At 70.8% G+C, this 24,909-nt stretch carries 20 protein-coding genes; 18 read left to right on the forward strand and 2 right to left on the reverse strand.

What is annotated here, in order from left to right:
• The first annotated feature begins 55 nt into the window (after positions 1–55).
• The 9 genes from ACFYL4_RS11540 to ACFYL4_RS11580 all read left to right on the forward strand — a co-directional run bounded on the left by ACFYL4_RS11540 (position 56) and on the right by ACFYL4_RS11580 (position 12,559).
• Entirely contained in the window at positions 56–2,689 is a 2,634-nt protein-coding gene (locus tag ACFYL4_RS11540; RefSeq protein ID WP_387518249.1) for an L-aspartate oxidase, read from the forward strand.
• A gap of 61 nt (positions 2,690–2,750) precedes the next feature.
• The gene (locus ACFYL4_RS11545; protein ID WP_357763590.1) at positions 2,751–3,533 is read left to right on the forward strand and encodes a type III pantothenate kinase; all 783 of its coding nucleotides are present in this window, start codon (positions 2,751–2,753) and stop codon (positions 3,531–3,533) included.
• A gap of 110 nt (positions 3,534–3,643) precedes the next feature.
• A complete protein-coding gene (lysX, locus tag ACFYL4_RS11550) occupies positions 3,644–5,143 on the forward strand; it encodes a bifunctional lysylphosphatidylglycerol synthetase/lysine--tRNA ligase LysX (protein WP_357763593.1) in 1,500 nt (499 codons plus the stop codon).
• A 700-nt stretch (positions 5,144–5,843) separates the two neighbouring features.
• On the forward strand, positions 5,844–6,167 hold the full coding sequence (locus ACFYL4_RS11555) for a LuxR C-terminal-related transcriptional regulator (RefSeq protein ID WP_357763595.1): 324 nt from the start codon (positions 5,844–5,846) through the stop codon (positions 6,165–6,167).
• Positions 6,168–6,289: 122 nt separating this feature from the next.
• Positions 6,290–6,868, forward strand: a complete 579-nt coding sequence (locus ACFYL4_RS11560) for an amino-acid N-acetyltransferase (RefSeq protein WP_357763598.1) — start codon at positions 6,290–6,292, stop codon at positions 6,866–6,868.
• 451 nt (positions 6,869–7,319) lie between these two features.
• Positions 7,320–7,601, forward strand: a complete 282-nt coding sequence (locus ACFYL4_RS11565; RefSeq protein ID WP_357763601.1) for a hypothetical protein — start codon at positions 7,320–7,322, stop codon at positions 7,599–7,601.
• A 217-nt stretch (positions 7,602–7,818) separates the two neighbouring features.
• Positions 7,819–8,157, forward strand: coding sequence for an Lsr2 family protein (locus ACFYL4_RS11570; protein WP_357763604.1), 339 nt, complete (start codon positions 7,819–7,821; stop codon positions 8,155–8,157).
• A gap of 806 nt (positions 8,158–8,963) precedes the next feature.
• Positions 8,964–11,468 carry an ATP-dependent Clp protease ATP-binding subunit gene (locus ACFYL4_RS11575; protein ID WP_357763607.1) on the forward strand — a complete coding sequence of 835 codons (2,505 nt, stop codon included), beginning with the start codon at positions 8,964–8,966 and terminating at the stop codon, positions 11,466–11,468.
• 551 nt (positions 11,469–12,019) lie between these two features.
• Positions 12,020–12,559: a DUF3105 domain-containing protein gene (locus ACFYL4_RS11580; RefSeq protein WP_357763610.1), complete on the forward strand. Its 540-nt coding sequence runs from the start codon at positions 12,020–12,022 to the stop codon at positions 12,557–12,559.
• A 40-nt stretch (positions 12,560–12,599) separates the two neighbouring features.
• Here the strand turns inward: ACFYL4_RS11580 and ACFYL4_RS11585 are convergent, their stop codons facing one another.
• Entirely contained in the window at positions 12,600–13,475 is an 876-nt protein-coding gene (locus ACFYL4_RS11585; RefSeq protein WP_387518250.1) for an A/G-specific adenine glycosylase, read from the reverse strand.
• Positions 13,476–13,619: 144 nt separating this feature from the next.
• On the opposite strand from ACFYL4_RS11585, the gene ACFYL4_RS11590 reads away from it, so the two are divergent.
• Together ACFYL4_RS11590 and ACFYL4_RS11595 are read left to right on the forward strand one after the other, a co-directional pair.
• On the forward strand, positions 13,620–14,303 hold the full coding sequence (locus ACFYL4_RS11590; protein WP_357763734.1) for a hypothetical protein: 684 nt from the start codon (positions 13,620–13,622) through the stop codon (positions 14,301–14,303).
• A 133-nt stretch (positions 14,304–14,436) separates the two neighbouring features.
• The gene (locus ACFYL4_RS11595; protein ID WP_357763616.1) at positions 14,437–14,820 is read left to right on the forward strand and encodes an SSI family serine proteinase inhibitor; all 384 of its coding nucleotides are present in this window, start codon (positions 14,437–14,439) and stop codon (positions 14,818–14,820) included.
• Here the strand turns inward: ACFYL4_RS11595 and radA are convergent.
• Positions 14,817–16,205 carry a DNA repair protein RadA gene (gene radA / locus ACFYL4_RS11600; protein ID WP_357763618.1) on the reverse strand — a complete coding sequence of 463 codons (1,389 nt, stop codon included), beginning with the start codon at positions 16,203–16,205 and terminating at the stop codon, positions 14,817–14,819. The two genes, ACFYL4_RS11595 and radA, sit on opposite strands and share 4 nt — an antisense overlap.
• Positions 16,206–16,396: 191 nt before the next feature.
• Between radA and ACFYL4_RS11605 the strand changes: the two genes are divergently transcribed.
• The 7 genes from ACFYL4_RS11605 (at position 16,397) to ACFYL4_RS11635 (ending at position 24,700) form a co-directional block, all read left to right on the forward strand.
• The gene (locus tag ACFYL4_RS11605) at positions 16,397–17,341 is read left to right on the forward strand and encodes an SGNH/GDSL hydrolase family protein (RefSeq protein ID WP_357763620.1); all 945 of its coding nucleotides are present in this window, start codon (positions 16,397–16,399) and stop codon (positions 17,339–17,341) included.
• A gap of 231 nt (positions 17,342–17,572) precedes the next feature.
• Complete coding sequence (locus ACFYL4_RS11610) at positions 17,573–18,187, forward strand: C40 family peptidase (protein WP_357763623.1); 615 nt, start codon at positions 17,573–17,575, stop codon at positions 18,185–18,187.
• Positions 18,188–18,372: 185 nt separating this feature from the next.
• On the forward strand, positions 18,373–19,308 hold the full coding sequence (locus ACFYL4_RS11615; RefSeq protein WP_387518251.1) for a sugar phosphate isomerase/epimerase family protein: 936 nt from the start codon (positions 18,373–18,375) through the stop codon (positions 19,306–19,308).
• Between the two features lie 89 nt (positions 19,309–19,397).
• Positions 19,398–20,216, forward strand: a complete 819-nt coding sequence (gene proC, locus ACFYL4_RS11620) for a pyrroline-5-carboxylate reductase (protein ID WP_357763629.1) — start codon at positions 19,398–19,400, stop codon at positions 20,214–20,216.
• Positions 20,217–20,783: 567 nt separating this feature from the next.
• Positions 20,784–22,331 (forward strand): DUF1109 domain-containing protein, encoded by a 1,548-nt coding sequence (locus ACFYL4_RS11625; protein ID WP_357763632.1) that lies wholly within the window; start codon positions 20,784–20,786, stop codon positions 22,329–22,331.
• 227 nt (positions 22,332–22,558) lie between these two features.
• Positions 22,559–23,719, forward strand: a complete 1,161-nt coding sequence (locus ACFYL4_RS11630; RefSeq protein WP_387518252.1) for an acetoin utilization protein AcuC — start codon at positions 22,559–22,561, stop codon at positions 23,717–23,719.
• Between the two features lie 183 nt (positions 23,720–23,902).
• Entirely contained in the window at positions 23,903–24,700 is a 798-nt protein-coding gene (locus tag ACFYL4_RS11635; protein ID WP_357763638.1) for a phosphatase, read from the forward strand.
• The last annotated feature ends 209 nt before the right edge of the window (positions 24,701–24,909 follow it).

Genomic DNA, 24,909 nt, shown 5'->3' on the forward strand with positions numbered 1-24,909 from the left:
CCCCCTCCCCGCCACGGTCCTCCCGGCCGTCCGCCGCCCTCGGAAGAGAAACCCGATGACTCCTGCCAGACAGACCCGGATCGAGGCCCCCGAACCGGGGTGGACCGTGCACGCCGACGTGGCCGTGGTGGGCTCGGGTATCGCCGGACTGAGCACCGCCCTGCGCTACGTGCGCGCGACCTCGGCGGGCCGGGTCGTCCTGGTCACCAAGGACCGGCTCTCCACCGGTTCCACGGCCTACGCCCAGGGCGGCATCGCCGCGGCCATGGCACCCGAGGACGGGCCGGTCGCCCACATGGTCGACACCCTCCTGGCCGGGGCGGGGATGTGCGACCCGCACGCGGTGCACGTCCTGGCCACCGAGGGGCCCGACGCGCTGCGCTGGCTCATCTCCCTCGGAGCCGAGTTCGACCGGGAGGACGACGGCGCTCTGTCCCTCACCCGTGAGGGCGGCCACCGGGCCGACCGGGTGGCCCACGCGGGCGGCGACGCCACCGGAGCCGAGATCCAGCGGGCGCTGGTCCAGGCGGTGCTGTCGGAGGAGCGGATCGAGGTCGTCGAACACGCCGTGGCACTGGACGCGCTGCGCGATCCGGTCGGCGGCGCGGTGTGCGGTGCCACCCTCCACGTCATGGGCGAGGGGGAGCGCGACGGGGTCGGCGCGGTCCTGGCCCCCGCCCTCGTGCTGGCCACCGGCGGCATGGGCCAGGTGTTCGCGGCCACCACCAACCCGACGGTGTCCACCGGTGACGGGCTCGCGCTGGCCGCCCGGGCCGGGGCCCGCCTGCGCGACCTGGAGTTCATCCAGTTCCACCCGACCGTCCTCTGGCTCGGCCCGCACGCGCGCGGCCGCCAGCCCCTGGTCTCCGAGGCCCTCAGGGGCGAGGGCGCCTACCTCGTGGACGCCGAGGGCCGACGGATCATGGAGGGCGTCCACGAGCTCGGCGACCTCGCCCCCCGCGACGTCGTCGCACGCACCATCGCCCGGACCATGGCCGAACAGGGCACCGACCACGTGTACCTGGAGACCCGCCACTTCGGCCGTAGCACCTGGGAACGCCGCTTCCCGACCATCCTGGCCTCCTGCCGCGACCACGGCATCGACCCGCTCTCCGAGGTCATCCCGGTGGCCCCGGCCGCGCACTACGCCTCCGGCGGGGTCGAGACCGACATCGACGGGCGCACCGGGGTCCCCGGCCTGTGGGCGGTGGGTGAGGTCGCCCGCACCGGCGTGCACGGCGCCAACCGCCTGGCCTCCAACTCCCTCCTGGAGGGGCTGGTCTACGCCGACCGGATCGCCGCCCGCCTGGCCGACCAGACCCGGGACCGCGAACAGACGCGGGCCGGCGAACAGACGCGGGCCGGACGGTCCGTCGCGGGGGCCATGACCACGGGTGCCACCGCGCCCCTGGCCGACCCGGACACCACCGCCACCGTCCGCGCCCTGATGTCCCGCGACGCCGGGGTCCTGCGCACCGGCGAGGGCCTGGCCGCGCTCGTCGACCGGCTCGACGCCCTGGCGGTGCCCGCCGAACCGGTCGCCCCCGGTGTCGCCGCCTGGGAGGCCACCAACCTGCTCACCGTGGCCCGCCTCGTGGCCGCGGCGGCGCTGCGCCGTACCGAGAGCCGCGGCGCGCACCAGCGCGCCGACACACCCGAACCCCGACCCGAGCTGCGTGTGCGGCCCGTGGTCGTCCGACTGGAAGGGGACACGATCGTGACCACCGACGAGATCCGGGAGCCCTCCCTGCCGCCCGCCCTCGTGTCCGAGCTCGACGCCATCGTCTTCCCGCTCGCCCAGCCCGACCCCTCTCCGGAGGCGCGCGCCGAGTTCGCGCTCCCGTGGACCGCCCCCCACCAGTCCCACGTCGACACCGTCCGCCGAGCCCTCGCCGAGGACCTCACCGCCGGTCCCCGGATCGACGTCACCACCGTGGCCACCATCCCCGCCGACCAGGTCCGCACCGCCCACGTCGTGGCCCGCGCGGACGGCACGGTCAGCGGGCTCGCGCTCGCCGAACTCGTGTTCTGGACGGTGGCCGAGGGCGCTGTGGAGGTCAGCCGGCAGGCCGAGGACGGGGACTCCGTCAAGCGCGGCGACGTGCTCATGACCGTCACCGCCCGCACCCGCGACCTGCTCACCGCCGAGCGCACCGCGCTCAACCTGCTCACCCACATGTCCGGTATCGCGACCGCCACCCGCGCCTGGGTGGACGCCGTCGCCGGTACCGGGGCGCGGATCAGGGACAGCCGCAAGACCACACCGGGGCTGCGCGCGCTCGACAAGTACGCGGTCCGCTGCGGGGGCGGGGTGAACCACCGCTACTGCCTCAGCGACGCCGGACTGGTCAAGGACAACCACGTGGTCGCCGCCGGGGGTGTGGGCGAGGCGGTCCGCGCCATCCGCTCGCGCTTCCCGGACCTGCCCCTGGAGGTCGAGGTCGACCGGGTCGACCAGATCGAGGACGCGCTGGCCGCGGGTGCGGAGGAGATCCTGCTGGACAACTTTTCCGTGGAGCGGCTGACCGAGGCCGTGGCCCTCGTGGACGGCCGGGCCCGCCTGGAGTCCAGCGGCGGCCTCACCCTCGACACGGCGGCCGACGTCGCCGCCACCGGGGTCGACTACCTGGCGGTGGGCGCGCTCACCCACTCCAGCCCCGCACTGGATATCGCGCTCGACCTGTCGTGAGGGGCGCGCTTGGTGGAAGATTCCTTGGGTACACACCAATTCGACCAGTGAGGCCCCCAGAATGCTGCTCGCGATCGACGTCGGCAACTCCGAGACGGTCTTCGGTCTGTTCGACTCCGAGGACCTCGTCGAACACTGGAGGGTGGGCACCGACACCCGGCGCACGGCCGACGAGTGGGCGGTGGTCCTGCGCGGGCTCATCGACGGCAGCTCCCTGAGAGACCCGGGCGAGGTCGACGGCATCGCGATGTGCTGCACGGTGCCGTCCGTCCAGCACGAGATGCGGGACATGTTCCGGCGCCACTTCGGCGACCTGCCCGCCGTGATCGTCGAGCCCGGGGTGAAGACGGGCGTCCCCATCCGCACGGACAACCCCAAGGAGGTCGGCAGCGACCGGATCATCAACACGCTGGCCGCCAGCCACCTCTACGGGGGTCCCAGTGTGGTGGTGGACTTCGGTACCGCGACCACCTTCGACGCGGTCAGCGTCAAGGGCGAGTACGTGGGCGGGGCGATCGCACCGGGCATCGACATCTCGGTGGACGCCCTCTCCCGGCGCGGGGCACAGCTGCACATGGTCGAGATCGTGCGGCCGCGCTCGGCCATCGCCAAGAACACCACCGAGGCGCTGCGCTCGGGCATCGTCTTCGGGTTCGCCGGACAGGTCGACGGGATCGTGGACCGCATGGTCACGGAGCTCACGGACCGCCCCGACGACGTGACGGTGGTGGCCACCGGCGGCCTGGCCCCGACGGTGGTCGGCGAGTGCGAGACGGTCGACGTCCACGAACCCTGGCTCACCCTCACCGGGCTGCGCCTGGTCTTCGAGCGCAACGCGGGCTGACCCCCGGGGTGGGCGGCCCCCGCGCCCACCCCGCCGAGCGGAGTCCGTACGTCGCGGGGGCGCCCGCTCGCGGTGCTTCCGGGCGCCCCGGCGCCGGTAGGATCGGGGCCGTGAATGACACGCACGACGACTATGACGACCTGCCCGAACAGATGCGGGTCCGGCGGCAGAAGCTGGACCGTCTCCGGGAGGAGGGCACCGACCCCTTCCCCGCGAACTACCCGCGGACGACGTCGATCGGTCCCGTGCGTGAGAAACACCAGGGACTCGAACCCGACACCCACACGGGGGCGCGGGTCGCCATCGCGGGCCGCGTCATGCTCTACCGCTCCGGCGGCAAGCTGTGCTTCGCGACCCTGCGCGACGAGACCGGTGACGTGCAGGTCATGCTGTCCCTGGACCAGGTGGGCAAGGAGAGCCTGGACGCCTGGAAGGCCGACGTCGACCTCGGCGACCACGTGGGCGTGGAGGGCGAGGTCATCACCTCCCGCCGGGGCGAGCTGTCCATCCTGGTGAGCGACTGGACGCTGACGGCCAAGTGCCTGCGTCCGCTCCCGGAGAAGCACAAGGGCCTCACCGACCCCGAGGCCCGGGTGCGCCAGCGCTACGTGGACCTCATCGTCAACCCCGAGTCGCAGCAGATGGTGCGCAGCCGTTCGGCCGCCATCCGGGCGATCCGGGAGGGGCTGAGCGCCCGCGACTACATCGAGGTCGAGACCCCGATGCTCATGCGCGTGCACGGCGGCGCCACCGCGCGCCCGTTCGTCACGCACATCAACGCCTACGACATGGACCTGTACCTGCGCATCGCGCCCGAGCTGTCGCTGAAGCGCCTGGTCGTGGGCGGCCTGGAGAAGGTCTTCGAGGTCAACCGGAACTTCCGGAACGAGGGCGCGGACTCCACGCACAACCCCGAGTTCACGATGCTGGAGTTCTACCAGGCCTACGCCGACTACGACGACGTGGCCCAGGTGACCCGCGAGCTCATCCAGGAGGCCGCCCGCGCGGTCTTCGGCTCCACCACGATCGAGCGCGACGGGGAGACCTTCGACCTCGGTGGCGAGTGGCCGCGGATCACCCTGTACGGCGCGGTCTCCGAGGCCCTTGGGGCCGAGGTGACCCCGAGGACGCCGGTCGAGGAGGTCCGTCTCCTGGCCGAGGCCAAGGGGGTCGAGTACAGCCACGAGTGGGGCCCGGGCAAGCTGGTCGAGCACGTCTTCGAGGAGCTGGTGGAGCACACGCTCGTCCAGCCCACGTTCGTGTGCGACTTCCCGCTGGAGACCAGCCCGCTCACCCGTCAGCATCGCGAGGACCCGCTGCTCACCGAGAAGTGGGACCTGATCGGATTCGGGATGGAGCTCGGCACGGGCTTCTCCGAGCTGGTGGACCCGGTCGAGCAGCGCCGTCGCCTGACCGAGCAGTCGCTGATGGCCGCCGACGGCGACCCCGAGGCGATGCAGCTCGACGAGGACTTCCTGCGGGCCCTGGAGTACGGGATGCCGCCGACCGGCGGTGTGGGGATCGGCATCGACCGCCTCCTGATGGCCTTCACGGGTAAGAACATTCGGGAAACGGTGCTCTTCCCCATCGTGAAGCCCTCCGGCGCGTAGCCGGAGGCCTCTGCGGAGGCGGTATCGGCTTCGGCCAGAATTTGACGATGGCATGACCGGAAGACCGGTTCGGGGGCCGTCGCACCACAGGTGCGGCGGCCCCGTCTCATGGGACCACCCGGGGCGGAAATGTGGCGGAGACCACGAGATTCGCCTCACTTAACGGTCAGACGACACAAACCGCCCGACAGGACGGGATGTCCCGCGAGGTAGAGACCAGTTTTTCCCGAGGAAGTCGAGTTACCGACGACCGGCCATTGTTGAAGATTGTTTACGCAGGTCAGGATGGGGAGGATATTTCCCGACCCGCGAAGGAGTGACTCTGGGGCTTTGCCTCATCACACATGGTCATTTATTGGGCCTTGACGGTATCATCCGCTCCGCCTAGCGTGCTGAGGGCGGACTTCGGTCCGCGAGTTTGCCGAAGTGTTCGAGAACGACGGTGAGCCGGGGCCCGGGTCGAGACACGATCCGCGGACCCGCCGCACGCGTACCCATGACGTGGCCTGTCCGTCCCAGGCCGCGACGCCCCCGGGTCCGTGCGTCTCGTGCTCCCCTCCGACCCCCACCCCTGTGCCAGAGGGGCCGCCGGGGGACGGTCGGGGTGTCTGGGACTCGCCCGCGCCGACAGCCAGTCGACGCACTCGACCCCTCGGTGACGAGTTGATGTTCCGCACTCACATGGATGAGGGAGGACGGAGTGGAACAGGCCACACTCGTACGACGTACCGTTGAGGACCCGAACACCCACGCGCCGCGGGAGCACAGGGAGAACGTGGTTCCCCTTCAGGCCCGGTCGAGGGAGAACGCGTTCAACGGTTCCTACACCCCGGTCGAGCTGAGCCACGAGGAACTCGAGCTGCTCGCCGAGATCGCCACCGGTGTCACCACCGAGGTGGCGGCACGGCACCTCGAACTCAGCGCCCGGACCCTACGGCGTCGCATCCGCAACATCTGCGACGTGCTGGGAGTGAACACACCCATCGAGGCGGTCGTGTGGGCCGCGCGGCGCCAGCTCATCTGATCTGACGCCACCCGGCCGACACCGGGAGACACCGCGGGCATACCGGCCCGGCAGGGCCCTGCCCTCCCACCCGACGAGGAGCGTTTCGGGGGGAGGCCGCATGGGCGTAGTCTGGTCCGGCTATGCCCGTTCGTCATGTCCGGGTACGTCGCGCCAGGACGCGCGACGTGACCCACATCCGCCGCCTCGTCGACACCTACTCCGTCGACCGCCGCGTGCTCTCCAAGAGCACCGTCAACCTCTACGAGGACATCCAGGAGTTCCGGGTGGCCGAGGCGGAGGACGTCCCCGACCCGCAGGCGGGCGACCCCGCTCCGGTGGGCGGTCCCCGCGTGGTCGGCTGCGGCGCCCTGCACGTCCTCTGGGAGGACCTGGCGGAGGTGCGCACCGTCGCCGTGGACCCCTCCCTGCGCGGTTTCGGCGTCGGACACCGAATCGTGACCGAACTGCTGGACACCGCCCGCGAGTTGGGCGTACGCCGTGTGTTCTGTCTGACATTCGAGACCGGTTTCTTCGCCAAACACGGCTTTGCCCCGATCCAGGGCACCCCGGTCCCGTTCCGCGTCTACGAGGAACTCCTGCGTTCCTATGACGAGGGCGTGGCCGAATTCCTCGACCTGGAGCGGGTCAAACCCAACACCCTGGGGAACACCCGGATGCTTGTGCACCTGGACGAGGCCCCGGCCGGCGCGCCCGGCTAAAGCTTTTGGGAGGCGGCTTAGGGTGGGCCTCGCCTTCGTAACGGATCTCCACATCGTCGCTGATGGTCGTAGGTCCTTAACCGCACCGGGTGGTATGGATGTGGAACAAGGCAGGTAATGTGTACCTGCGCCCGTCGGGATCACCGGTTCCCCGGTGAAGTGACGACGGGACGTTCGGCGCCCCGGATTAGTGGGACGCCGTCTGCGATGGGCCGACTCCGTGACGGAGGCCTTCCGCGCGGCGACGGAACAGTCGATCGGACATTGGCCACCATCCGGCTTTGCGGGGCCGTCTTCGGTACATCCGGTGTCATGCCGAGGGCAAACGATGTCTATGATGTCTGGTATGCGTTTGCCCGGCGGTGCCGGAGCGCCATCCCCCAGGGCAGTCCCGACACTGAGTCGGGTATTTGCTGCAATAAGTAACAACCAGGAAGGGTAGGCCGCTTCGATGGGTGACTTTTTGTCATCGGTGCTTCCCCCTGGACTGATCGACGTATTGTCCGCGCTCATCCCGCCCGTGGTTGTCGCGACCGTGTTCTGTGCCTTCGTCATCAAGCTGCTGCGCAAGGAGATGGCGCCGCGCAGGATGGACGGAAGCCTGGTCAGCGACGAGGCGAAGGATGAGGAGGCCGGGGCCGACAACGGCGCGGCCGGGGTCGACCAGACCAAGGCGGCGAACGAGACGCCGATTGCCCAGGGTGGGGAACGCGCCGAATCCGACGTTCGTTAGATACGGTGCCCCGCTGAACCCGGTCCCCGGTACCAACAGTGCTGGGGGGCCAGCGTGTGCGGGCCGACTCACAGGCCCCGCGCTGCTCCGGCGACCCCGAATCCGGCCGCCCCGGGCCGAGGTGATTTCTGGCACGCCGGGAATTGTCTTTCGCGTTCGCGCGAGATAGCTTTATATTCAGGTGTGGAGACACCGCTCTGCTGAAAGGTTTGATTCCATGGCACAGAAGGTCCAGGTTTTCCTGGTCGATGACCTCGACGGCGGCGAGGCCGAGGAGACGGTGACGTTCGGTCTCGATGGATCGACGTACGAAATCGACCTCAGCGCGGGTAATGCCGCCAAGCTCCGCGAGGCCCTTACTCCGTTCGTCGAGGCCTCCCGCAAGGCCCCCGCGAAGCAGGCTCGCGGTACCGCTCGTCGCGGTACCCGGAATGCTCCCAGCCGCGAGCGCAGCGCCGAGATTCGCGCCTGGGCGAAGGCCGCCGGGAAGCCCGTCAATGAGCGTGGCCGTATCCCCGCTGCCATCGTCGCCGAATACGAGGCCATCAAGGGTTAGGTTTACGCCGTCCGACCCGCCGGAATAGGGGTGGGTCCAGATCGACATTTCGCCCCGCGCGGCGCCGTATCGGCGTCCGCATCCCGTTCGTCCCGAGGCCCGTTCTCCGGGCCTGTGACACCGGGGCGGCAAGGGGCAACCCCGGGGGCGTGAGGCCCTGCGGGGCGGACCCCGGCCCGACGCCGGGGAGGTGTCCGACCCGGATTCGCGATCCCCGCCGCCGACGGCGAGGGGCGGTGCGGGTGGAGTGACACGCCCGGGACCCGCGTCCCGCGAGACGTTCGCGGTCGCGCCGGTGCGACGGCGCGCGGCACGGTCCGCGTCGCCGAGTGAGGGGCCCGCGAGCGCGAGGAGCCGACCCCGGCCCAACCGTCGGGGTGGGGCGCCCACGGGCCGACCGGGGAAGACCGGGTCACTCCGGGAGATGGTCCGGTCCATTTCCGCTTGAAGAACAACACGGCTTCCGCTTGTTCGCTAAGAGCCGATAATCGGGCTTACGCACGTGCGGCCCGGGCACTCTCGTGATGGAGGGGAGTCCCGGGCCGTTCGCCTTCGGCGTACAGGGAAATCTGACGCCCCAATTGGTAGTTGGATGTTGGGTGAACGCCCTATCGTCGGGGAAAGTCTCTGGCACGGACGGCTGCGGTCGGCCGTACGGAGACGTCCACCCTGTCGGCATCCGCCGTCGGGTGGGCGGGTGCGACAGTGCTCCCCGGGGCGGTTAATCCCTGTGGGGCCTATATGCGGAAGAGTCGGGTCGGTCGTCACCGTCCCTGCCTGACCGCTCTGTAGAGGAGCGACGAGACATGTTCGAGAGGTTTACCGACCGCGCGCGGCGAGTGGTGGTTCTGGCTCAGGAAGAGGCCAGGATGCTCAACCACAACTACATCGGTACGGAGCACATCCTGCTCGGCCTCATCCATGAGGGTGAGGGTGTCGCCGCCAAGGCTCTGGAAAGCCTTGGTATCAGCCTCGAAGCGGTTCGGCAGCAGGTCGAGGAGATCATCGGTCAGGGCCAGCAGGCGCCGTCGGGTCACATTCCCTTCACCCCGCGCGCCAAGAAGGTCCTTGAGCTGTCGCTGCGCGAGGCGCTTCAGCTCGGCCACAACTACATCGGTACCGAGCACATACTGCTGGGCCTGATCCGCGAGGGCGAGGGCGTCGCCGCCCAGGTCCTCGTGAAGCTCGGGGCGGACCTCAACCGCGTCCGCCAGCAGGTCATCCAGCTGCTGCACGGGTACCAGGGCAAGGAGCCGCAGGCCACCGGCGCCTCCTCCGAGTCCACCCCCTCCACCTCGCTGGTGCTGGACCAGTTCGGCCGCAACCTGACGCAGGCCGCGCGCGAGTCCAAGCTCGACCCGGTCATCGGCCGGGACAAGGAAATCGAGCGCGTCATGCAGGTGCTCTCACGGCGCACCAAGAACAACCCGGTGCTCATCGGTGAGCCCGGTGTCGGTAAGACCGCCGTGGTCGAGGGCCTGGCCCAGAAGATCGTCAAGGGCGAGATCCCCGAGACGCTCAAGGACAAGCAGCTGTACACGCTGGACCTGGGCGCCCTGGTCGCGGGCAGCCGCTACCGCGGTGACTTCGAGGAGCGCCTGAAGAAGGTACTCAAGGAGATCCGCACCCGCGGCGACATCATCCTGTTCATCGACGAGCTGCACACGCTGGTCGGAGCGGGCGCGGCGGAGGGTGCCATAGACGCCGCCTCCATCCTGAAGCCCATGCTGGCCCGGGGTGAGCTCCAGACCATCGGCGCGACCACGCTCGACGAGTACCGCAAGTACCTGGAGAAGGACGCCGCGCTGGAGCGCCGCTTCCAGCCGATCCAGGTGGACGAGCCGACGATCACGCACGCCATCGAGATCCTCAAGGGCCTGCGCGACCGTTACGAGGCGCACCACCGCGTGTCCATCACCGACAGCGCCCTGGTGGCCGCCGCGCAGCTGGCGGACCGCTACATCAGCGACCGCTTCCTGCCGGACAAGGCGATCGACCTCATCGACGAGGCCGGTTCGCGGATGCGCATCCGCCGGATGACCGCGCCGCCGGACCTGCGCGAGTTCGACGAGAAGATCGCCGGTGTGCGCCGCGACAAGGAGTCGGCGATCGACGAGCAGGACTTCGAGAAGGCCGCGTCCCTGCGCGACGACGAGAAGCAACTGCTCAACAAGAAGGCGCAGCGGGAGAAGGAGTGGAAGGCCGGCGACATGGACGTCGTGGCCGAGGTCGACGAGGAGCTCATCGCCGAGGTCCTGGCCGCCTCCACCGGTATCCCGGTCTTCAAGCTGACCGAGGAGGAGAGCTCGCGCCTGCTGCGCATGGAGGACGAGCTGCACCGCCGGGTCATCGGCCAGGAGGACGCCATCAAGGCGCTCTCCCAGGCGATCCGCCGTACCCGCGCCGGTCTGAAGGACCCCAAGCGCCCCGGCGGTTCGTTCATCTTCGCCGGCCCGTCCGGTGTGGGTAAGACCGAGCTGTCCAAGACCCTGGCCGAGTTCCTGTTCGGGGACGAGGACGCGCTGATCCAGCTCGACATGTCCGAGTTCATGGAGAAGCACACGGTCTCGCGGCTGTTCGGCTCGCCTCCCGGCTACGTCGGCTACGAGGAGGGCGGCCAGCTCACCGAGAAGGTGCGCCGCAAGCCGTTCTCCGTGGTCCTGTTCGACGAGATCGAGAAGGCCCACAACGACATCTTCAACTCCCTGCTCCAGGTGCTGGAGGAGGGTCGTCTCACCGACGCCCAGGGTCGCAACGTCGACTTCAAGAACACGGTCATCATCATGACGACCAACCTGGGTACGCGGGACATCTCCAAGGGCCAGGCCATGGGCTTCGCCAAGGAGGACGACGCCAACACCAACTACGAGCGGATGAAGGCCAAGGTCAGCGAGGAGCTCAAGACCAACTTCCGGCCGGAGTTCCTCAACCGTGTGGACGACGTCATCGTCTTCCACCAGCTGACGGAGAAGGAGATCTTCCAGATCGTCGACCTGATGATCACGAGCCTGGACAACCGGCTCAAGGAGAAGGACATGGGCATCGAGCTCCGCCCCAAGGCGAAGCAGATCCTGTCCGAGCGCGGGTTCGACCCGGTCCTGGGTGCGCGGCCGCTGCGTCGCACGATCCAGCGGGAGATCGAGGACCAGCTCTCCGAGAAGATCCTCTTCGGCGACCTCAAGGCGGGCCAGATCGTCGTGATCGACGCCGAGGGAGAGGGCACGGACGCCAAGTTCACCTTCAAGGGTGTGCCGAAGCCCTCCGCGGTGCCGGACACCCCCGAGGTGGAGTCCGCCGCCAAGGGCGAGTAGTGACGCCGACCGGTCGCCTGCCGGTGCCGGTCTGAGGACGGGGGCATCCCTTCGGGGGTGCCCCCGTCGTCGTCTCCGGAGGCGAGGGGAGGGGCCCGGGCGTTAGGGTGCCGTCCGTGGCCACTCCAAACGAACCCCGCCCGGACGGCTTTCCGCCGCCTCAGCCGGTGCCTCCCGGCGCCCCGACCCCTCAGGGCTCCCCGGGGCCCTACGACGCCCCTCAGGGGCCTCCGGCGGGCCACGTGCCGCCGGGGCCGCCCCCGGGCCAGGCCCCTCAGGGGCCGCCGCCCGGCTACGCGCCACCGGGGTGGTCTCACCCGGGGGCCCACGGACAGGGTCCGCCCCCCGGTGCCGGGTACCCGCACCAGGCGCCCCCGCCCGGAACCCCGTACCAGGGCCCGCCCCACCAGGGGCCCCCTCCCGGATATCCGCCGCAGGGCTACCCGGGTGCGCCCGGACCCCCTCCGGGGCCGCCGTCCGGCGGAGGGTCGGCCGCCCCGTGGCTGGTCGCGGGCGGTGTCGCCCTGGCGCTGGTCCTCGTGGGCGGAGCGGTGCTCGGTGGCGTCTGGTTGTACGGCGGGTTCGGGGGAGGCCAGCCCGCCTCCGGCGGGGTCGAGACCTTCGACGACCTGTCCAAGAACCACGTCGACACCGGCGTGAGCGTCGACTACGAGCAGCACCCGCCGGTGGGCGGCGAGCACTACGAGTTCTGGCAGAACTGCGGGGTGTACGACGAGCCGGTCCTCACCGAGGCGGCCGTGCACTCCCTGGAGCACGGGGCGGTGTGGATCACCCACGACCCGGGGCTGTCCCCGGACGAGGTGGCCGTGCTGGCCGCACACCACTCACCGGGTTCCTACGTGCTGCTCAGCCCGATGGACGACCTGCCCGCGCCGGTGGTGGCCTCGGCCTGGGGAGCCCGGATCGCCCTGGAGGACCCGGCCGACCCGCGACTGTCCGACTTCCTGCTGGAGTACGAGCAGAGCCCCGCCGCGCCCGAGCCGGGCGCGCCGTGCAGCGGAGCCTTCGGTGGCACCCAGGCGGAGTTCGACGCCGAGGGGGCCGGGGCGCTCGACGCCCGGACGAACTGAGCACGGCGGGACCGGGCGCCCCTCGGGGGAGGGCGCCCGGCTACCCGGGAAGGGCGTACCGGCCGTCGTCCAGGGGATCGACGAGGCCGTCGGAGACCAGGGCGTCGAGGGCGCGCTCGCGTTGGACGCCGTCGTCCCAGACCGCGTCGAGGGCGTCCTTGACCACCGGTTCACGCGAGGCGCGCAGCACGGCGAGGAGCTTGCCGCGCACCTGCCGGTCGGTGCCCGCGTAGGTCTGTCCCCGCCGGGGAGGGCCGTCGTGGGCGGGCTTCCCGGCGGCCTTCCAGGCGCACTGTCCGGCGATGGGGCAGTCGGCGCAGCGCGGTGAGCGGGCCGTGCAGACCAGGGCGCCCAGCTCCATCACGGCCACGCCCCAACGGGCCGCCACGGACGGGGTCGGGGGAAGGAGCCGTTCGGCCAGGGCGGTCTCCGCCTTGGTCTGGGCTTTCGGGGGGTACTGAATCCCGGTTTCGGTCCTGGCCAGGACCCGGCGCACGTTGGTGTCCAGAATGGCGTGCCGCTGTCCGTAGGCGAAGCTCGCGACCGCCGCCGCCGTGTAGGCGCCGACACCCGGGAGCGACAGCAGGGTCGCGTGGTCGTCGGGGACCTCGCCCCCGTGCTCCTCGGTGATGGCCACGGCGCAGGCGTGCAGGCGCAGCGCCCGGCGCGGGTAACCGAGCCGGTTCCACATGCGCACGGCTTCGCCCGACGGCTCCGTGGCCAGGTGGGCGGGGGTGGGCCAGCGCTCCATCCAGGCCTCCCACGCGGGCAGGACCCGCACGACGGGGGTCTGCTGGAGCATGATCTCGCTGACCAGGACGGACCACGCGGAAGCGTCGGGGTGGCGCCAGGGCAGATCCCTGGCGTTGGTCTCGTACCACGCCAGAACGGCGGTGCTGTAAGGGTTATCGCTCATCTTTAACGGGAAATCGGCGGGTTGAGTAGGTGGCTGGCACGCGGAACCGCAATACTACGGCCCATGGCGTCAAGTACCGGACAACCAGCACCTGTCAGCCGCGAGACCTACTGGAAGCGACGCGCCTTCGTGCTGGCCGGCGTGATGCTGGTACTCACCCTGGTGGCGCTCGCCTTCCGCAACACCTCCGACGGCGGTGAGACGACGGGCTCCCAGGCGGCCGTCGAGGAGCCCGAGGCCTCCGCCAGCGCCCCCGAGGACGAGCCCTCCGACGCCGCGAGCGACGAGGACGCGGACCCCTCGCCCTCACCCTCCCCGTCGGCCTCCGCCTCCGCCTCGCCGTCCGAGGGCGAGGAGGACGGGGACGACTCCGAGGACGGCTCCGGAGGGGGGTCGGCCGACGCCGCGGCGCCCGAGCGCCCCGAGGACCACTGCCGCCCCCAGGACGTCTTCGTCACCTTCGAGTTCGCGGAGAAGGAGCGGGAGGTCTACGGAGGCGGCGCCAAGCCCGAGTTCAAGGTGACCGTGGTCAACGTGGCCGAGCAGACCTGCACCGTGGACGTGGGCCCCGAGGCGATGGAGCTCCGGTTGGACTCCGGTGACGACCGCATCTACTCCTCCGCCGACTGCGTGGAGGGCAACAGCAAGGAGGAGCGCCAGCTCGCCCAGGGGCGTCCGCACGAGTACACCCTGACGTGGGACCTGGAGCGTTCCTTCACCGACTGCCGAAGCGGCGGGACCAAGGCCCAGCCCGGCTGGTACAAGGCCAACCTGCGCGGCGACCACGTCGGAAGCGTCGACCAGCTCGTGTTTCAGCTCAAGGCCTGACCCGCGCCGCCGGGGCCCGATCGGGCCCCGGACGGTATCGGTTCGCACAAAAAGCACCACTCTTGGTCACTAGGTGGCTACCATTCGTGTCGAAACGTCTTCTCGTCTCGTCTCGGGAGTTCCAGTGAATCGTATGGCCACCGCCCTGACCTGTGCCGCCGCCGTCGCCCTCTCCGTGGTCGCGGCCGCGCCCGCCTCCGCCGACGAGCGGAGCACCCGGTACACCCTGGAGGTCCTCGGCGGCGTCGAGCACCGGGGCGAGACCGCCATGAGCTGGGCCCGCGCGGCCACCCTAGAGTGCGACCCGGCCGGCGGCGACCACCCGCGCGCCGAGGAGGCCTGCGGCCTCATCGCGCAACACGGTGACATCGCCAGCGTGATGGCCAACCCCAACGGCGCCTGCACGATGGAGTACCGCCCGGTCACCGTCCGGGTCACCGGGGCCGAGGACTACGAGGAGACCTTCGGCAACGCGTGCCAGATGGCCAACGCCAAGGGCGCCATCTTCGACTTCTAGTCGTCCGAGGAGTCGGACGGGGAGTCCCGGCGGCGGCCGCGCCGCCGCACCCAGGACAGTGCCTCGCTGAGCTCCTCGACCTCGTGCACGCGGATGCCCCGCACCGGGTCGCCGAAGTTCTTGGGTACCACCGCCTGCGTGAAGCCCAGGCGCTGCGCCTCGGCGACCCGGCGGCGCACACCGTTCACACTGCGCACGTCACCGGCCAACCCCACCTCCCCGACCGCGATGAACCCGCTCGGAAGCGCGACGTCGTTGTTGGAGCTGGCGGCGGCCAGCGCCAGCGCCAGGTCCACGGACGGCTCGCCCAGCTTCACTCCGCCCACGGTGGAGGCGTACACGTCCATGCTCGCCAGCTTCATGCCGGTGCGCTTCTCCAACACGGCGAGGATCATGTTCACCCGTGAGGTGTCCAGGCCGGAGGTGGCGCGTCGGGGCGCGGGCAGAGGCGTCGGGGCGACCAGCGCCTGGACCTCGGTGATGAGGGGGCGCCGCCCCTCCAGGGTGACGGTCACACAGGTGCCCGGTACCGGATCGGTCCGTTCGGTGAGGAAGAGGCCGCTGGGGTCGGGCAGCCCGTGGATGCCCTTCTCGGTGAGCTCGAAGACGCCGATCTCGTCGGTCGGCCCGTAGCGGTTCTTGACCGCGCGCAGCAGGCGCAGCTGGGAGTGGCGTTCGCCCTCGAAGTGCAGGACGACGTCCACCAGGTGCTCCAGGAGGCGGGGACCGGCGATGGAACCGTCCTTGGTGACGTGGCCGACCAGCACGGTCGCGATGCCGCGCTCCTTGGCGATCTGGATGAGGGCGCCGGTGACCTGTCGGATCTGGGTGACGCCGCCCGGGACGCCGGCGGCCTCCGGGGAGACCATGGTCTGCACCGAGTCCACGATCAGCAGCTGGGGGGCCACCGCGTCGACGTGGCTGGCGAGCGTGGCGACCGAGGTCTCGGCGGCGAGGAACAGCTGGTCGGAGAGGGCGCCGAGGCGTTCGGCGCGCAGGCGCACCTGCCCCGCCGACTCCTCGCCGGTCACGTAGAGGACGGGCGCCTTGGCCGCGCGCATGGCCGCGACCTCCAGGAGGAGGGTCGACTTGCCCACGCCGGGCTCACCCGCGAGCAGGACGACGCCGCCGGGGACCGCGCCGCCGCCCAGGACCCGGTCGAGCTCGTCGACCCCGGTGGGAACCGCCTCGGCGCTCTCCACGCTGATCTCGGTGATGGGGCGGGCCCGGGAGGTCACCGGCGCGGCCGCGACCGCCATGGGGGCGGGTGCCCCGGCCTCCTCCACGGTGCCCCACGCCTGGCACTCGCCGCAGCGACCCACCCACTTGAGGGTGGTCCACCCGCACTCGGCGCACCGGAACGTCGTCTTCGCTGCTTTCGCCATGGTCGACACGCTAACGGCTGGGGGCGACAGGACCGCCTGGAACCGGAGCGGCCGCCGCGACACAAGAAAGTTACCTACCGGTTAGGTCAAGGGTTTCGTCAGTCATGTTAGAGAATGTGTGGGGAGAGTCACTCTCTCCCCACGGTCCGAACACTCCTGTGCCCCCGCTCCTTGGAGAGAGGAATCCCCTCGTGTTCCGTACGAACCGCACCCCCGCCGCCCCCCGCGCGGCCCGGGACGCCCACCGTCCCGGTACGCTGCGACGCCTCGCCCGGCTCACCGCCCCGCTGGCCCTGGCCACGCTGGGCCTGTCGCTGGCCACCGCGCCCGTCGCCGCCGAGACCGAGGCGGCCGAGACCGTCGAGGCGGCCGCCTTCGAGCACTACGTCGCCATCGGCGACTCCTTCGTCGCCGGGCCGCTGGTCCAGGCCCAGGCCAACATGCCGCTCCTGGGCTGCATGCAGTCCTCGGTCAACTACCCCAAGCGCCTCGCCGACGAGCTCGGGATCGCCGACCTCACCGACGTCAGCTGTTCCGGCGCCGTCATGCGCCACCTGTACGAGGCGCAGTTCGACGACACCCCGGCGCAGCTGGAGGCGCTCCGTCCGGAGACCGACCTGGTCACGGTGGGTATCGCCGGGAACGACTTCGGTTTCTCCGAGGTGCTCCTCGAGTGCGCCAAGCGCAGTCTGACCAACCCGCTGGGCAGCCCGTGCTCCGACTACTACGGTGACGAACTCGACCACCGGATCGAGGGGCTTCGGGGCGAGGTCTCGGGCGTGTACGCGGACATCGCGGAGCGCAGCCCGAACGCCACGGTGCTCAGCGTCGGCTACCTCCAGATCCTGCCGGCGAGCGGCGGATGCTGGCCCAGCACCCCGATCTCCCGGGGAGACGTCCCGTTCCTGGACGAGGCCCAGACCGCGCTGAACGCGATGCTCAAGGAGGAGGCCGAGGCGCAGGGCGCGGTCTTCGTCGACACCTTCGAGCGCGGGCACGACGTCTGCCAGGGCTCCAGCACCCGTTGGGTGGAGGGGCTGATCCCCGAGGACGGCGCGCCGATCCACCCGAACAACCTCGGCATGGCGGCGACGACCGACTTCGTCCGTTCCGCCCTGAACGTCCCGCAGCCGTAGCGGTTCGTCACTCGTGGTGACTGGCCTCGGCGGCAGTCGGTCGTTTGTTCGCACGACGACCGGTTTGCCCGCCGAGGTCAAGTGGTCTTTACCCTCTTTGGATGCTGATTAGGCTACGGAGGGTGATTTTCCCTGTGGTCTGTGTGACCAATGGTGGTGAGTCGTTGGCGACGAGACCCGCGTCACAGCGGTGCGGGCGGCCTCCGGCGCACCTTCAGGGAGCATCACGTCATGCGAGAACCCCGACACCACGAGCCAGCGCGGGCCTGTCGTTCCACCGCCAACCCGGGATGCCAGGCCGCAGCCGTCCAGGCGCGGCGCACGCCGCGCGCACTCGTCGTCACCGTCCTCGCGGCCGCCCTCGCCGCGGGGGGAGCCCCCGCGCTGGCCCAGCCCGCCGACCATCCCGCGTCCGGAGCCGCGGCCGCGGTCCCCCGGCAGAGCGCCGAGAGCGCCCCGGAACCCGAACGCGTCCACCAGTCCCTGTCTGCCAGCGCCGTGGACAAGGCCATCGCCGCGGCGGAGGAGCAGAAGGGCAAGCCCTACGCCTGGGGCGGGACCGGCCCGAACTCCTTCGACTGCTCCGGGCTCGTGCAGCACTCCTTCAAGCAGGCCGGGGTGAGCCTGCCCCGCGTGGCCCACGACCAGGTCCGGTCCGGGACCCGGGTGAGCTACTCCAAGGCCCGGCGCGGCGACGTCCTGTACTGGACCGACGGGGGCGGATACGCCTACCACGTCGCCATCTACCTCGGCGGCGATCGCATGATCGACGCCCCGAGCTCCGGCGGGAAGATCGCCGAGCGGGACGTGACCCGCTACAACCTGGCGGGCGCCGTGCGGCTGTGAGCCCGACCGCCGCGCCACCGCGCCACCGCGCGCGCCACTGAATCCGCCACGGCCGCTCCCGGTATCCCGGGGGCGGCCGTCCGCCGCGCACGACCTCCCCTTCCGCCGCCCGCGGGCGTCCTCGCCACGCCGGATTCGGGAGGCCGCACGCGCCAGATCGCCGCGAAGCGCATACCCTGGAACGCGTGAGCCCTATCCAGGTCCCAGACGCGCCCGTGGTCCTCTCGTCGGCGTCGGTCTACCCGGAGAAGACCCCGGCCGCGTTCGAGATCGCCGCGAAGCTGGGGTACGACGGCGTGGAGGTCCTCGTGTCCTCCGACCCGGCCAGCCAGGACACCGAACTCCTCCGGCGCCTCTCGGACTACCACCAGATGCCCGTGACCGCGATCCACTCGCCCTGTCTCGTGCTGACACAGCGCGTGTGGGGCCGCGAACCCTGGGGCAAGCTCGTCCGGTCCAAGGAGATGGCGGAGGCACTCGGGGCCAAGGCGATCGTGGTGCACCCGGCCTTCCGCTGGCAGCGCGAGTACGCCCGCGACTTCGAGAATGGCGTGGCCCGCATGCAGCAGGAGACCGACGTGGTCTTCGCCGTCGAGAACATGTACCCGGTGCGGGTGCGCGACCGCGAGGTCGTTCCGTACGCGCCGAGCTGGAACCCGCTGGACCGGAACTACCCGGACGTCACCCTCGACCTGTCGCACACCGCCATGTCCGGCTCCGACGCCATGGACATGGCCAGACGGCTGGGCGACCGGCTCTCCCACGTACACGTCGCGGACGGTTTCGGCGGCCAGAACCTGGACGAGCACCTGATCCCCGGGCGCGGGAGCCAGCCCGTCGCCGAACTGCTCGAACACCTCGCGGGCAGCGGCTACGAGGGGCAGCTGGTGCTGGAGGTCAGCACCCGCAAGGCCGTGGACCGGCAGGCGCGCCTGCGCGAGCTGGCCGAGGCGCTGGCCTTCACCCGGCTGCACTTCGCCCAGGGGCCGCCCGAGCCCGAACCCGCGCTGGGCCGCCGTGAGCGCATCGCACTGTTGCGCCGACGCCCGCAGACCCCGCCCCGGCGCTTCTCGGTGGACCAGGGCGGCACGGCCGACGACGAGGGCACGGCAGGGGGCTGAGACCGGCCGGTCGGCCGCCCCTCGGAGTGTGACCGTCCACCCTGTGGGACGACGGGTCCTCGCGGAGCCCTCCCAGGGGCTAGCGTGGAGTGAACGCGCAGAGAGGACCCCTAATGATCGCGATCATCGGTGCAGGGAAGATGGGCGAGGCGCTGCTCGCGGGTCTGCTGGCCCGCGGTCACGCACCGGCGGACGTGCTCGTCACGGAGCCGCGCGAGGAGCACGCGGCCGAGCTGCGCGCCCGTCACGGGGTCGAGACGGTCCCGGCGGTGGACGCGGCCAAGCGCGCGGACACCCTGCTGCTCGCCCTCAAACCGCAGGACATGTCGGCCCTGCTGGAGGAGCTGTCCCCGCACGTGTCGGACGGGCACCTGGTCATCTCGGTGGCGGCGGGGCTGACCACCGCCGTGATGGAGAACCACCTGGCCCCGGGGGTCCCCGTCGTGCGCGCGATGCCCAACACCCCCGCGCTCATGGGGCGGGGCATGACGGCCGTCTCCGGTGGTTCCTACGCCGGGGCCGGGCACCTGGACCGGGCCGAGGAGCTGCTCGGCGCGGTCGGCGAGGTGCTCCGGGTGGGGGAGCGGCACATGGACACGGTGACCGCCATCTCCGGCAGCGGACCGGCCTACTTCTACTTCATCGCCGAGACCATGATCGAGGCCGGAGTGGCCATGGGGATGCCCAGGGCCACGGCCCAGCGCCTCGTGGGGCAGACGATCACCGGGGCGGCGGCGATGCTCGACGGGTCGGGCGAACACCCCGTGGTCCTGCGCGAGGCCGTCACGTCTCCGGGTGGCACCACCGCCGCCGCCCTGCGCGAGCTGGAACGACACGGGGTGCGGACGGCGTTCACGGACGCGATCGAGGCGGCACGGGACCGCAGCAGGGACCTCTCGGAGAGCTGAGCGGGAGGGAACGTGACGCGAATCACTACGTGAAATGCTGGCTCTTCTGGTCATGAGGTGTCGGACATTGCGTCCTACCGGACGAATAAAGTCGGGATAAGAGGGCGCGCCCCTCTGCGATTCCGATCGCGTACGTCTTCCCCTCACTGATTTCGGGGCCCCATGACCACTCCTCCACCCCCTTCGGATTCGTCCAACTTCCCGGGTCAGCCCGGGTCCGTCCCCCCGCCCCCGGTCCCCGGCGGCGGTCCCGGGGGCGGTAACCCCGCGGCCCGGAACCCGTCCGGCGGTCAGCCGCCACCCGGCGGCCAACCGCCCGGCGGACCACCCTCCGGGCCGCCCTCCGGGGGCCAGCGCCCCCTGGGCTCCGGCCCGGGAGGACCTCCCCCCGGCGGCCCGGCGGGCCCCGGAGCCCCCAGCGGCCCCCAGCCCCCCGCGGGCCCGGGCGGCCCCGGCGGACCGGTCGGGCCCCCGCCCGGTCAGTTCGGCGGGCCCCCGCCCGCCGGAGCGCCCTCCGGCGGCAACCCGCCCCTCGGTCCGCCCCCGGGAGGACCGCCGCCCGGCGGGATGCCCCCCGGCGCGATGCCGCCCGGCGGACAGTTCGGCGGACCTCCACCGCCCCCGCCGCCCCTGCCCCCGCTGGGCCTCTTCAAGTCCAAGGCGGGCCTGCGCGCCGCGCTGCTGAACCTGTCCGGTGTCGGCGCGGGCTACTTCTACCTGCGCAGCTGGGTGTTCTTCGGGATCAACCTGGCCGTCACCATCGGCCTGCTGGTCACGGCCGCCCTCATGGGCGCCGCCGACAACCTGCTGACCTGGGCGCCCAGCCTGCTGGTCTGGATTCTGGTCACCGTCGTGCACGGTCTCTTCGCCGGGCGCAAGCACGACCGGAGGCTCATGGCCCGGGGCGAAGAGCCCACGGCCGGGTCCAAGCCGGTCGTCCTGGCAGCCTGCCTCGTGGTGGTCATGGCACTGTCCCTGGTGGGTGTCTGGCAGACCGGTGAGTGGCGGCTCCGGGTCGCCGACGCCGCCCACGCCAAGGGCGACTGCGACACCGCGATCGACGTCTACGGCCAGGTCGAGGGCGGGTTCCAGCTGTCCATGTCGCCGTCCCTCATGAACAGGGCGCGCGAGGGCAGTGAGGCCTGCCAGATCCTGCGCCGTGCGCAGTCCGACGTGAACAACGAGGCCTACGACCAGGCTCTGGAGTCCTACACCGACTACTTCGCGCACGCGGGCTCCCAGTGGGAGGACACGGACGGCAGCATCGCGGAGATCCACTTCGACTACGCCACCCAGCTCGCCGCCGAAGCGGACGAGATGTACGGCGGGACCGTCACCGAGGAGGTCAGCGAGGCCTTCCGGCAGGCGCAGGAGACCTACGCCTTCGTCGCCGAGGACTTCGCGGACACTCCGTCCGCCTCCCAGGTGCCCGACGCCCTCGTCGAGTTGTACGACCTGGCCACCGGCGACTACGAGGCGGAGAACTGGTGCTCGGCCTTCGACCAGATCGGGATGTTCGACGACCTCTCGTGGGACTCCGCCCCGGCGGTCGCCGAACGTATCGAGGAGGAGCGCCCCGACGCCGCCCTCAACTGCGGCTGGGCACAGGTCGACTCCGGTGACCTCGACGACGCCGACGAGACCGTCGAGTACCTGGAGGCCAGCTACCCCGACTACGAGACCGACGACGTCGAGAAGCTCACCAGGCACATCGGCGCAGGCCGCGTCGAACAGAAGATGGACGTCAAGACCCTCTTCGGCGACTCCCCGATCTCGGACATGAGCCCCACCAGCACCGGGAACGGCGACAAGGTCGTCATCGAGTTCACCAACAACTCGCCGGAGGAGATGCACTTCCTGTACGTGGGCCCGGACGGGGTCCACGGCGAGGAGTTCACCGACGCCTGTGACGACTGCAAGATCTACACGTCGCCGCCCACCGGCAACTCGTGCTTCGACGACGGCGACGTCATGAAGATCGAGCTCGACCCGGGCGAGTACCGGCTCATGATCACCTCCACCGAGGGCGGACTGAGCAAGCCACTCCACGGCACCAAGAACCTGAAGGCCGGGGAGACGTACCAGTCCTGCTACTACAAGATGGAGAACGACTAGGAGCGCGCGGCGGCGGAACCGCCGTCATGGGCCCCGCGGCCCCGGAGGGGACTCACCCCTTCCGGGGCCGTTCACGTTCCCGGCGTCCGCTCGCGCTGCCACGGCCCGGAAGCCGAGGCCGCCCCGGGGTTCAGCCCGAGCCGGTCCTTGCGTACTGTGTGCTTCGGAGCACGCACACCTGAAACGGGGGTCACCACATGGGAGGGCGCACGTCCTGCTCGCTTCGGGTGGCATGGGACGAGGGACTCACCACCTACGACTTCGGGCCGCAGCACCCGATGGCGCCGATCCGGGTCGAGCTGACCATGGCGCTCAGCCGGGCGTTCGGGGTCTTCGACGGAGCCGGGGTGGACCTCCTGGACGTGGAGCCCGCCTCGGACGAGCTTCTCTCCCTGGTGCACGATCCCGCCTACGTCGAGGCGGTCAAACGGGCGGGCCGGACCCTGGAACCCGACGACACCCACATGCTCGGCACCACCGACAACCCCGTGTTCCCGCACATGCACGAGGCCTCCGCGCTGATCGCCGGGGCCTCGGTGGCCGCCGCCAAGGCCGTGTGGACCGGGCAGAGCGCGCACGCCGCCAACATCGCGGGCGGCCTCCACCACGCCATGCACGGCAACGCGTGGGGGTTCTGCGTCTACAACGACCCCGCCCTGGCCATCGCCTGGCTCCTTGAGCAGGGCGCCAAGCGCGTGGCCTACGTCGATGTGGACGTGCACCACGGCGACGGCGTCCAGAACGCGTTCTACGACGACCCCCGGGTTCTCACGATCAGCCTGCACGAGTCCCCCGCGACCCTGTTCCCCGGCACGGGGCACGCCTTTGAGGTCGGCGGACCCCACGCGGAGGGGTACGCGGTCAACGTCGCCCTGCCCGCGGGCACCGGCGACACCGGCTGGCACCGCGCCTTCGACGCCGTGGTCCCGCCGCTGCTGCACGAGTTCCAGCCCGAGATCCTGGTGACCCAGCAGGGGTGCGACACCCACGCCCTCGACCCCCTGGCCAACCTCACCCTCAGTGTGGACGGCCAGCGCCGGGCCTACGAGGAGCTGCACAAGCTGGCCCGCAAGACCGCGGGCGGCCGCTGGCTGCTCTTCGGCGGCGGCGGCTACGGCCTGGTCCACGTCGTACCCAGGGCCTGGACCCACCTGCTCGCCGAGGCGGCGGGATCGCCCATCGACCCGGACCTCGAGACACCGCAGGGGTGGCGCGACTTCGTGCGCCAGCGCACCGGCGAGCTGGCCCCGCTCTACATGACGGACGGCCGGGGGGTCTCCTTCGCCCCCTTCGAGCAGGGGTACGACCCGGGTGACCCGGTCGACCGGGCCATCCACGCCACCCGTACCGCCGTCTTCCCCAGCCACGGGATCGATCCCACCCTCTGAACCCCGGCCCCCGCCGACCCCGTCGCGTCCTCGGGTCACACCACGGTGAAATCTGCTCGATCGCCGCGTGGCTGGCGTTCAGCGGGTAGGAAGGGGATGAATACCGGGCGAACAGGAGCCGACGCCGTGGTGGTCGCGCGGCGTTTCACCGTCTCGCCGCGCAGACGAGGAAGGGGAACGCAGGTGACGCCGCCGACACGCGCCGAACTCATCACCTATCTGGTTCGCACGGGGATCGCGGGGCACGTCGACACCCCACGGCAGAACAACCTGCGCCACTACCGGAGACTCGTGCAGAAGGACCCGTACCACCAGTTCGGGTTGACCTTCTCGCACGACTGGACCTACTCCGAGGTCCTGGCCCTGATGAACAAGCGCTGCGGTGTGGTGGGCGACGAGGAGTACGTGTGGGGGATCGACACGATCGACCCAGACCTGACGATCGACGCCCTGGAGGCCCTCGCCGACCGCCTGGCCCTGGCGGCCGAACGCCAGGAGAACGTGCTGTTCGCGACCGGGCATCCGCGCAACCTCCGGGAGACCTACCAGGCGTGGAAGGACGCGCTGGTCGGACGCGGCTGCAAGGTCCTCTCGGCGGCGGGCGGCTACTCCTACGAGGTCACCACCGAACGTCCGCCCCACCGCCGGATCGTGGTCTGGCGGGACGACGTGGCGCTGGTGACGGACGGGCACCTGCCCCGGCACAGCCACCACCCCTTCGCGATGCGGGCGATCCTGACGGAGCTCGCGGACCGGGGTGAGCCTTGGCCGCAGTTGGTCATCGCCGACCACGGGTTCGCGGGTGCCGCGGGGGAGGCGGGGGTGCCGACGGTGGGCTTCGCCGACTGCAACGACCCCGCGCTGTTCCTGGCCGAACACGAGGGGAAACTCCTGGTCACCGTGCCCCTCGACGACGGATATCTGCCTGAGGACTACGCGCCGTTGCGCGACTACGTGTTGGCGAGAGCGGGTCTGCTTTGAGCGGGGTCGGCCATTTATACCCACCGTTAAACCTCAACTGCCCCCCGGTCAACGCGTGGCTCCGAAGAGGGCACGAACGACCTTCCGCAGAGGGGAACTCGGCTCTACTCTGAAAACGGACGTGTCAGTAGTGACAGCATGACACGCTGGCGTGTCGGTGGGACGGGCACGAACGTGCCGGATCTCCCGACCACCGTCGGACACGCCAG

The organism is Nocardiopsis sp. NPDC006938, from assembly GCF_042869555.1.
Classification (GTDB): domain Bacteria; phylum Actinomycetota; class Actinomycetes; order Streptosporangiales; family Streptosporangiaceae; genus Nocardiopsis.

Bases quoted from the DNA above. Each gene is read 5' to 3' on its own strand.
- ACFYL4_RS11540 (WP_387518249.1), top strand. From the start codon at position 56: ATGACTCCTGCCAGACAGACCCGGATCGAGGCCCCCGAACCGGGGTGG.
- ACFYL4_RS11545 (WP_357763590.1), top strand. From the start codon at position 2,751: ATGCTGCTCGCGATCGACGTCGGCAACTCCGAGACGGTCTTCGGTCTG.
- ACFYL4_RS11560 (WP_357763598.1), top strand. From the start codon at position 6,290: ATGCCCGTTCGTCATGTCCGGGTACGTCGCGCCAGGACGCGCGACGTG.
- ACFYL4_RS11565 (WP_357763601.1), top strand. From the start codon at position 7,320: ATGGGTGACTTTTTGTCATCGGTGCTTCCCCCTGGACTGATCGACGTA.
- ACFYL4_RS11570 (WP_357763604.1), top strand. From the start codon at position 7,819: ATGGCACAGAAGGTCCAGGTTTTCCTGGTCGATGACCTCGACGGCGGC.
- ACFYL4_RS11575 (WP_357763607.1), top strand. From the start codon at position 8,964: ATGTTCGAGAGGTTTACCGACCGCGCGCGGCGAGTGGTGGTTCTGGCT.
- ACFYL4_RS11585 (WP_387518250.1), bottom strand. From the start codon at position 13,475: ATGAGCGATAACCCTTACAGCACCGCCGTTCTGGCGTGGTACGAGACC.
- ACFYL4_RS11590 (WP_357763734.1), top strand. From the start codon at position 13,620: ATGCTGGTACTCACCCTGGTGGCGCTCGCCTTCCGCAACACCTCCGAC.
- ACFYL4_RS11595 (WP_357763616.1), top strand. From the start codon at position 14,437: ATGGCCACCGCCCTGACCTGTGCCGCCGCCGTCGCCCTCTCCGTGGTC.
- radA (WP_357763618.1), bottom strand. From the start codon at position 16,205: ATGGCGAAAGCAGCGAAGACGACGTTCCGGTGCGCCGAGTGCGGGTGG.
- ACFYL4_RS11610 (WP_357763623.1), top strand. From the start codon at position 17,573: ATGCGAGAACCCCGACACCACGAGCCAGCGCGGGCCTGTCGTTCCACC.
- ACFYL4_RS11625 (WP_357763632.1), top strand. From the start codon at position 20,784: ATGCCCCCCGGCGCGATGCCGCCCGGCGGACAGTTCGGCGGACCTCCA.